The organism is Gemmatimonas sp., assembly GCF_036405635.1.
Lineage (GTDB): Bacteria > Gemmatimonadota > Gemmatimonadetes > Gemmatimonadales > Gemmatimonadaceae > Gemmatimonas.
Genome location: NZ_DASWXE010000243.1, coordinates 1 through 6,238, shown reverse-complemented (window position 1 = coordinate 6,238; position 6,238 = coordinate 1). Strand labels below are relative to the sequence as shown.

Sequence of the window (6,238 nt, the reverse complement as noted above, 5' to 3'; positions counted from 1 at the left end):
TGCCGCCCGGCCCCGGGGCTCGGTATCCTGCGGCATGACCGAGACACAGAATCCCCGTTCCCGCGCACTCCTCTTCTGGGGGGCGGCTGCGCTGTCGCTGCTGCTGGGCTATCTCGACCTGTGGCGTGGCGGCGAGACGATCGCCCCGCTGTTGCTCGTGCTAGGGTACGTGGTCCTTGTGCCGCTGGCCATCCTCAAGGGATAAGCCGCGGTAACCGGTCGATGGACGGGCGGAGTGGGGGACTATCTCCCGTCCGAACGTGACATTCCGGTTAATTTCTCGCACAAGCAGGAACGGCGCCTTCGGACCGTTGTAGTTTATTCAACGGACGGTCCGGACAGGGCGTAGCTGCGGGCGAATAGCTCAGCTGGTTAGAGCACCTGTCTTACACACAGGGGGTCGGGGGTTCGAATCCCTCTTCGCCCATACCGTCCGGGCCGTGGTCGCGTGCGCGTCGCTTGCCACCACGGATCGGATGTCGCAGTTTCGGTTTCCCCCCAGACCCCATGGCTTGCGCACGGCCGGCGGGTTGTAAAGCCCGGGAGCCCCGGGTCCCACGGTTCACGGTGCGGAGGTTACGACATTGATGTCACGGCATTTCCAGGCGTTGGCAGGGATGAGCTTGGCCCTCGGTGGCTCGCTCGTGCCTTCGGTCGCGTCGGCGCAGTACAATCGCGTCCCCGATCCGAACGCCAAGCGCGTGATGGTCGCGGTGTTCCGTTCCGGCGAGAAGGGCCTGGGGGTGCAGGCCGCGGACGCACTGCGCTCGCGCATGACCAGCGATTTCCCGTTCAAGCAGGTGTATGTCCTGCCGAAGCAGGACATCGTCGCCACGCTTGAAGCCTCGGGCTTCCCGGTGGCCGACGCGCTCGAGCCGCATGACCAGAAGGCGCTCGCGACCATCCTGCGCGCCGATGAGTACCTCGCGGGTATCGTGACCAAGACGGAAACGGGCGTGAAGGTCGAGGGCCAGCTCGTGCTGTCCCGCGACAACTCGCTTGTGCAGCCGTTGGGCACCTACGAAGCGAAGAGTGTCGGTGACGCGGCGAAGGAGATCTCGCGCGAACTGAAGGAAGCCCGCAAGCAGCTCGAGTTCGAGCAGAAGTGCACGAATCTCGGTCGTCAGGGCCAGTACGATCAGGCCATCGCGGCCGCCAAGGAAGGCATCGCGGCGTACCCGAAGGCCACCCTCGCCCGCACGTGCTGGGCGCAGGTGCTCATTTCGCAGAAGGCGACTCCGGCTCAGATGCTCGAGGTCTCCCGCGAGATCGTGAACATCGACCCGAAGAGCAAGCAGGGGCTCGCCATCCTGGCCCAGGCGTATCGGGATCTGAACCAGCAGGACTCGTCGGTGGTGACGCTGACCCGCCTGCTGGCCACGGACCCGAAGAATCCGCGCCTGCAGAAGGACGTTGTCGATGCGCTCACGGCCATGGCCAACCCGGCCATTGCCCGCCCGATCATCGACGAAGCCGTGGCCAGCAACCCGGGTGACCCGGAGCTGCTCCGCGCCCGCTGGTTCATCCTGCTCGGCCAGCGTGACTTCAAGGAAGCGTTCACGCAGGGCGATGAGCTCGTGAAGCTCGACACCTCGTTTGCCGACACGACGTACTTCATCCGCACCGCCCGCGCCTATGCGGCGGACAGCCAGGCGCAGAAGGCGGCCGAGACGGCGGCCAAGGGCCTGCAGAAGTTCCCGAACCAGCCGGCGCTGATGTACGAGCAGATCTTCTCGCTCCGTGCAGCGGGTCAGCTTCAGCCGGCTCTCGAAGCGCTCGATCGTGCGATTGCCGCCAAGGTGCCCGTTGAAAACGCCTCGGTCTTCCGCGTCCAGCTGCTCAAGGATCTTGGTAAGGCTGACGAAGTGCTGCCGGCAATTCGCGCGGCCATCGCGGCGGGTGACACGGCCAGCAATCTGCGAGTGCTGCTCATGCAGTCCGCAAACGACAGCTATCGGAAGGCGGCTGCCAGCAAGACGCCCGAAGACTTCCAGGCTGCTGTCGACATCCTGAAGTATGCGGATGAAGCGGTGACTGGCCCGCTCAAGGGGCAGGCGCAGTTCCTCCTTGGTGCCACGTATGTCCAGTTTGGCCAGGTCAAGCTGAACGCGGCACAGGCCGAGAAGTCCTGCCAGCCGGCGAAGGACGCCAAGAACATGTTCGTCGAAGCCCAGATTCTGCTGCCGAAGGGCGGTGCGACCGCTCCGGACGCGGTTCGTCAGCTGATGGGCGCCTTGATGCAGCTTGATCCTCTCGCGGATCAGACGGCAAAGGCCTTCTGCAAGTAATCGCAGCGTAAAGTCACAGCGGGCCCGCCGTCCTCGGACGGCGGGCCCGTTTGTTTTCGGTTCGGCGCACGTCGTGAAACGACAGGATCACATCCGTGTAGAGGATCGGGTAATGCACAATTGTGGACCTCTCACGCTCGCTTGACGCTGCTCCATCGCTTCCGCTAACATGACCCCCCACTGACGCGCACCGTTCGCGCGCCGCCCATTGCATCTTTCGTCCATGTGGCGTCCCAACGTGTTTCCCGTCAGCGCGTGACCCCGGTTCGTTCCGCCCCCACTGGCCGCACCGGCACGTACCACGTTCCGGTACTGCTCGCCGAGATCGAGGCGATGCTCGTCAACGCTTCCACCGTGCTCGATTGCACGCTGGGCGGCGGTGGCCACACCGCGGCGTTCCTCGAGCGCGGTATGCGCGTTACCGGCGTTGATCGCGATCCGCGTGCGCTGGCCGCCGCGCGAGAGCGGCTTGGCGAGTTCGAGCGCTCTGGGCAGTTCCGTGCCGTACTGGCCAACTACGCCGCGCTCGATGAAGCCGGCTTCACGGGCGACGATCGTTTCGACGGCATTCTGCTCGATCTCGGTGTGTCCTCGCATCAGTTCGATGACGCCGCGCGCGGATTCACGTTCCGCGAGGGCGCCCCGCTGGACATGCGTATGGGCACGGACGCCGATGTTGATGCCGCGGAGCTGCTCAATACCATCGACGAGGTGGATTTGTCGGCGCTGCTGCGCGCATATGCCGATGAGCCGCGCGCGGCCCGCATGGCCCGCGAGATCGTGCGACGCCGAGAGCGGCGTCCGTTTGCCACCGCCGATGACCTGGTGGATGCCATTCGGGCCGTGCTGGGACCGCGCAGCGGCGCACCGGATTTTGCCCGCATTTTCCAGGCGGTGCGCATCGCGGTGAATGACGAACTCTCGGGGCTCGAGCGTGCGCTCCCCGCACTGCGCGACCGTCTCACGCCCGGCGGTGTGCTCGCGATCATCTCCTATCATTCTGGTGAAGATCGGCTGGTCAAGAACGCGTTCCGCGACTGGAGCGCGAGCTGTGTGTGCCCACCGCGACAGATGATCTGCACCTGCCGCGGCCGGCCGTTGGGAGAAACCCTGACTCGTCGTCCGGTCAGCGCCACCGAGCAGGAAATCGAACAGAACACGCGGGCCCGCAGTGCGCGCCTGCGCGCGTGGCGTTCGGCATGAGCGTGTCGATGAGCATGTTGCCACCGCTGGCATCGTGATGGCGCGCGCGCGTCGGACAAAGAGTGCGCTCAAGGGGCGCTCGATCGTGGCGATCAGCCTCGGTTTGTTCGTCGCGGTCACCGCCATCGTGGTCTGGCGGCGCAGTGTGGGCGTGGGCACCGCGCGCGAGATGCAGCGCATGGAAGCCGAACGTCGCGCGTTGCGATCGGAGCGTATCACGCTCGAGAACGAGCTGCGGCGTGCGACGAGTCGTCGACAGGTGGTGCAGGAGGCGGAGCGACGCCTGGGCATGCATGTCGCGACCGAGTCGCAGACGCGCTTTCTCGCTGACGCCGTCCGTGCGGCGGCGCCCGCCGATTCGGGCACGCCATGACGCACTATCCATTGGACGCCGAGCCGCGTCATGGCGGCGGCACGACGCACATGGGCCACGAGTCCGCCACACCGGCCCAGGAGCCGTTTCCGGTCAGCCGCGGTCGGTCGGCGTTTGTGCATGTCACACTCGTGCTGTTCGCTGCGGCGATCGTGGCACGTGCGGCGCAGATTCAGCTGGTCGAACGCGAATCGTGGCAACGCATCGCCGAGCGTCAGCATGTGAAGGACCTGGCGGTGGCACCGCCGCGTGGCGCGATTCTGGAAGCGACGGGCAACGTGCTGGTGGAAACGCGCGAGCAGATGAAGCTCGTGATCGAGCCGCACAACCTCACGATGGTCAAGCGCAAGGGGAAAGACGGCAAGACGCGCACGGTCGATACGCGAGCGGTGGTGCGACGGGGGCTGCGGGAGCTCCGCGTGTCGGATGCGAACATGCGCCGCGTGTTCAACAATCCCAAGGCGCGGTGGGTGGAACTGCCATATCGGTTCCTGCCGGCCGACCTCGATCGCTTCAAGGGATTGCCGGGTGTGAAGACGCTGCCGGTGCTGACGCGGGTGAACGCCACGCCGGATGGGCTGCGCGGGATCGTCGGCGCGTTGAATCCGGATGGTGCGCCGTTGGGTGGCATCGAACTGGAGCTCGATCCCTTCCTGCGTGGCGAGGCGGGCCACACGCCGGTGGTGCTCGATGGGCGTGGTGGGCGCATCGGTTCGCCCATGCTGGCGCCGGTGGAAGCGCGACCTGGGCACACGGTCACGCTCACCATCAATCAGTCGTTGCAGGAGATCGCCGAGCAGGCGCTCACCGATGCGCGCAAGCGCACCGGCGCATCGGGTGGTGATGTCGTCATTCTCGACCCACGGGATGGCGCCATTCTCGCGTTGGCTGGCGTGCGCGATGGGAAGGCCGCACTCACCAGTACACCACTCGCCGAACCGTACGAACCTGGTTCGGTGATGAAGCCGTTTGTCGTTTCGCGCTTGCTCGATGCGGGACGGGCCAAGCCCGATGAGTTGCTCAATACCGAGAACGGCACGTGGGCCGTGGCGGGGCGCACGCTCAGTGATGAGCACAAGGCGGCCAGCATGTCGGTGCGCGACATCATCCGCTTCTCGAGCAATATCGGCACAGCCAAGCTGGCGTTGCGATTCAATCAGCAGGAAGAGTATCAGGCCCTGCGCGACTTCGGATTCGGCAACTTTACTGGGGTGCCATATCCTGCAGAGTCACGAGGGCGGCTCGCGTTGCCGAAGGATTGGGGCAAGATGACACCGGCCTCGGTGGCGATCGGCTATGAGATGATGGCCACGCCGGTGCAGATCGCGACGGCCTACGCGGCGCTCGCCAACGACGGCGAATTGTTGCAGCCCGTGCTCGTGCGCGAAGTGCGCGACAGCGAAGGACGCGTGGTGTTCCAGCATCGCAAGCGCGCCATCCGTCAGGTCGTCACGCCCGCCACAGCGGCGCTGATGCGCACCATGCTCAAGAGCGTGGTGGACAGTGGTACGGCTCGCGCCGCGAACCTGGCCACTTTTGATGTCGCCGGCAAATCGGGCACGGCGCGTCGCCTGGTGCCCGGGCAGGGATACGTGCCGGGGCGATACAACGCGAGCTTCGCGGGCATGTTCCCCGCCGAAGATCCGCAGTACGTGATTGTCGCACGCCTGATCGATCCCGAAGGCACCTACTTCGGCGGTATCGTGTCGGGTGCGATGGCCAACATGATTCTGCAGAACGCGCTCGCCACACGTGACGCCTCGCTCGATCGTGGTGCACTCGCGCGGGTGGCGCGTCCCATTCCTGTCGCCCCGGTCAAGCCGCTGTCGCCCGAAGCCGTGCGCATCGCGGCGCGTGATTCGGCGCGGCGCGATTCCCTCAAGGCACCGCCACCACCCAAGGCCGAACCCTTGCCAGGACCGGCACGTGTGGTGGTGGACCTCCCATTCGACGCGCAGCGCGCAAGTGTCCGACGCGAAGACGGCGATGGCGAATTGCAACTCGTGCCATCGGTGTATGGTCTGGATGCGCGTGAAGCCGTGCGTGTGTTGTATGCCGCGGGCTTTCAGGTGAGCGTGACACGTGGTGGCGAGGCGCGTTACGGCGACGCGCGCGACACCGATGTGCGCACGCGTCCGGCTACGGGCACGGCGCTGCGCAGTGGATCCACGGTGCAACTGGAAGTTCCACGCTTCGCGTCGTCCGTACGCGTGTTGACCACGCCCGCCGTGAACGTGAGCGGCGCGAAGGGTGAGGTGGCCTCGGATGAGGAGACGCGGAAGGACGCTGCGACGAACACACCGGATTCCAGGACGGATTCCAGGACGGCCGTGAAGCCAGTCGCCAAGCCCACCGGGAAGTCGACCGCCAAGCC

Annotated in this window: 5 protein-coding genes and 1 tRNA gene; all 6 read left to right on the top strand. The window is 65.9% G+C overall.

Annotation, left to right across the window (positions count from 1 at the left end; all coding sequences use genetic code 11):
* The coding region (locus VGE27_RS19255) for a hypothetical protein (RefSeq protein ID WP_331051302.1) at positions 1 to 205 on the top strand (205 nt) is incomplete at its 5' end.
* Between the two features lie 148 nt (positions 206 to 353).
* A tRNA-Val gene (locus tag VGE27_RS19250) sits at positions 354 to 427 on the top strand.
* Between the two features lie 190 nt (positions 428 to 617).
* Positions 618 to 2,288 (top strand): hypothetical protein, encoded by a 1,671-nt coding sequence (locus VGE27_RS19245; protein ID WP_331051301.1) that lies wholly within the window; start codon positions 618 to 620, stop codon positions 2,286 to 2,288.
* A gap of 255 nt (positions 2,289 to 2,543) precedes the next feature.
* Positions 2,544 to 3,491, top strand: coding sequence for a 16S rRNA (cytosine(1402)-N(4))-methyltransferase RsmH (gene rsmH / locus VGE27_RS19240; RefSeq protein WP_331051300.1), 948 nt, complete (start codon positions 2,544 to 2,546; stop codon positions 3,489 to 3,491).
* Between the two features lie 37 nt (positions 3,492 to 3,528).
* Positions 3,529 to 3,864, top strand: coding sequence for a hypothetical protein (locus VGE27_RS19235; RefSeq protein ID WP_331051299.1), 336 nt, complete (start codon positions 3,529 to 3,531; stop codon positions 3,862 to 3,864).
* Positions 3,861 to 6,238, top strand: a 2,378-nt coding sequence (locus tag VGE27_RS19230) for a penicillin-binding transpeptidase domain-containing protein (RefSeq protein WP_331051298.1), incomplete at its 3' end; no start/stop codon positions are given. The genes VGE27_RS19235 and VGE27_RS19230, both read left to right, overlap by 4 nt.

Bases quoted from the DNA above. Each gene is read 5' to 3' on its own strand.
- VGE27_RS19235 (WP_331051299.1), top strand. From the start codon at position 3,529: ATGGCGCGCGCGCGTCGGACAAAGAGTGCGCTCAAGGGGCGCTCGATC.
- VGE27_RS19245 (WP_331051301.1), top strand. From the start codon at position 618: ATGAGCTTGGCCCTCGGTGGCTCGCTCGTGCCTTCGGTCGCGTCGGCG.